2 protein-coding genes are annotated in these 2,072 nt (G+C 38.7%); both read right to left on the reverse strand.

Translation table 11 applies throughout. From position 1 onward, the window contains the following. Positions 1–197 precede the first annotated feature (197 nt). The gene (locus AABI99_RS18165) at positions 198–1,334 is read right to left on the reverse strand and encodes a DUF1570 domain-containing protein (protein ID WP_338367522.1); all 1,137 of its coding nucleotides are present in this window, start codon (positions 1,332–1,334) and stop codon (positions 198–200) included. Positions 1,335–1,336: 2 nt separating this feature from the next. Further along, complete coding sequence (locus AABI99_RS18170) at positions 1,337–1,810, reverse strand: hypothetical protein (RefSeq protein WP_338367523.1); 474 nt, start codon at positions 1,808–1,810, stop codon at positions 1,337–1,339. Positions 1,811–2,072: the final 262 nt, after the last annotated feature.

Consider the following 2,072-nt stretch of genomic DNA (forward strand, 5'->3'; position numbering starts at 1 on the left):
TAATGATTAGTTTAGCGGTATTTATCATGATTGCAATATTATTTAAATAGAGACGTAATAAGCTTAGAGGAGCGGCGTTCAAGTTTACCGAAGGGGCGAAGCTTGCTCACGTCAGAAGCGCAGCGTCTCATTACTAAATAAATTAACACCGTAAAAGCCCTGCTTTTAAACGAAAGCAATGCGCGTCTAACAAAAAATTAAAATTTATGTGGCTTAAATGGCGCTTTCAACCATTTTGAATAGTCATGATTAAATGCTGGGAACTGTTCAGATAACATCGCGTTTAATTGATCTTTCGAAAGCTTGTTACAAGGATTTTTCTGCTCTGCCAGCATAATATTTTTAAGTAATATTCTGCCAGATTGGGTATCCATTAAAAAATAAATTGCAGCCCAGCTACTAGCGTAAAGCATACTGCTGTCGCCTTTTTGCCATGTATTATTTAACCCCATTAAACGGTTAAGTCTAAACACGTTTTTAGTAAGCTTATTATTACGTACCCAGGTTTTATTTGGCTCTACAATAGCAGTTTGCATATTGTTATAGGTAAACTCAAAATACTCAGCAAACCCTTCATTTAACCACCTAGGCGTGTACCCTAAAACTGCTTTATTAATAGCATGTACGGCTTCGTGCACTGCCGTTCTCATGGTGTTTTGTTCGCCACTAAAATTAATAAACGCAGAGTTAGTTGCATGAAAATACATTCCTGCTGTATTTTCTGGGTTGCCGCCATTTTCCCTAATAGCGGCGTTATAAGCCCTACGGTTAGGTAATACCGTTAAGTTTAGTTTTACCTTTTTTAGAGCATGCGCACCAATAATTTGTCCATACACCTTAAATACTGTATTGAGTTTTACTTGTAGCTTTTGATTAAATGAAGGCGGTAAGTTAGGTGTATTTAAAGTAAGGTCAAAATAATCCAGTGGCTCAGAAAAATTACTTTCGTACTTAGATACCGCAAAGCCAGGCTTGGTATCGCTAAAATGTGCAATACCTGCCTTGTCGGTCCAAGTGTATATAGCACCGTTACGCTTATATTTTACGTCGCCTAAAGATACATCTGTACATTGTGTTTTATCTGCTTGAGGCGAGTGATTACGCGCAGGCACAAAAGAGCTGCTGCCCGCCGGCGTTTTTACAGAGTTTACGGGTTGTACTTTAACTAAAGACTTACTTGGCTGAGTTACGGTTAAATCGTTATAAATACGCTTAACTTCACCTATCGGGTCGTGATAGTTAAACACCCGCCCTGTAAAATGATTAGCAATAAGCGCAGAGGCAATAAGCATCACAACAAACATAAATACTATGCGAAGCTTAGTGCTAAACATCGTTACGGGCGCCCCTGCCATTGGGTTTCAAATACTTGCTTTTGTGCCACTCTATACTCGCTACACCAAACAAAATCGCTTGTTTCCATTTCTTTTTTACGACACCGCTTAGGCAGTTTATAAAATTTAGACCACGCCTCAAGCTTAGCTTTGTTTTTATAGCTAGCACTGTGCAAAGTCATGTTTGATACCTTTTGATTAAGTAACCAGTTGGTGTTCGCCGAATGTGCAGCATGTGGGCGGTATGAGTTATTACTCTTTTTAAGTTTATTGCAGTGCTTTGCCAATTGACTAAACAACACTTTGTCGCGAGCCGTTAACCGCTCACCTTTTTTAACGCTATAACCTTGCCTAAATTGAGAGCGAATAGATTCACGCTCCTTTTTTATGCTTGCGCACTTGCTTTGCGTGTAAGCTTCGCCTGCATAAGCGTATGTTGAAATAAAACTAATCAAAACTAAAATCCATTTAATCATTATTCACTCCTTTAAATAACACCTCAAATAAGTGTACCTATTTAAGGTTAGCAGTGCATTAAATATTGTCCTTGTTTTGCGTCATTAGTACTTAATATTTAGCAGAAATTAGCCGCAGAGTTGGCTCAAGTTAAATGGTCGATGTTTAATTTGGCTTGTAGACGTCGAGCTTGCTCACGTTAGAAGCGCAGCTTCTCATCTTTTAATAAATTAACACCGTAAAAGCCCTGCTTTTAAAACGCCAACAAGTTGCGCGTCTACA

The organism is uncultured Pseudoalteromonas sp. (genome assembly GCF_963922945.1).
Taxonomy (GTDB): Bacteria; Pseudomonadota; Gammaproteobacteria; order Enterobacterales; family Alteromonadaceae; genus Pseudoalteromonas.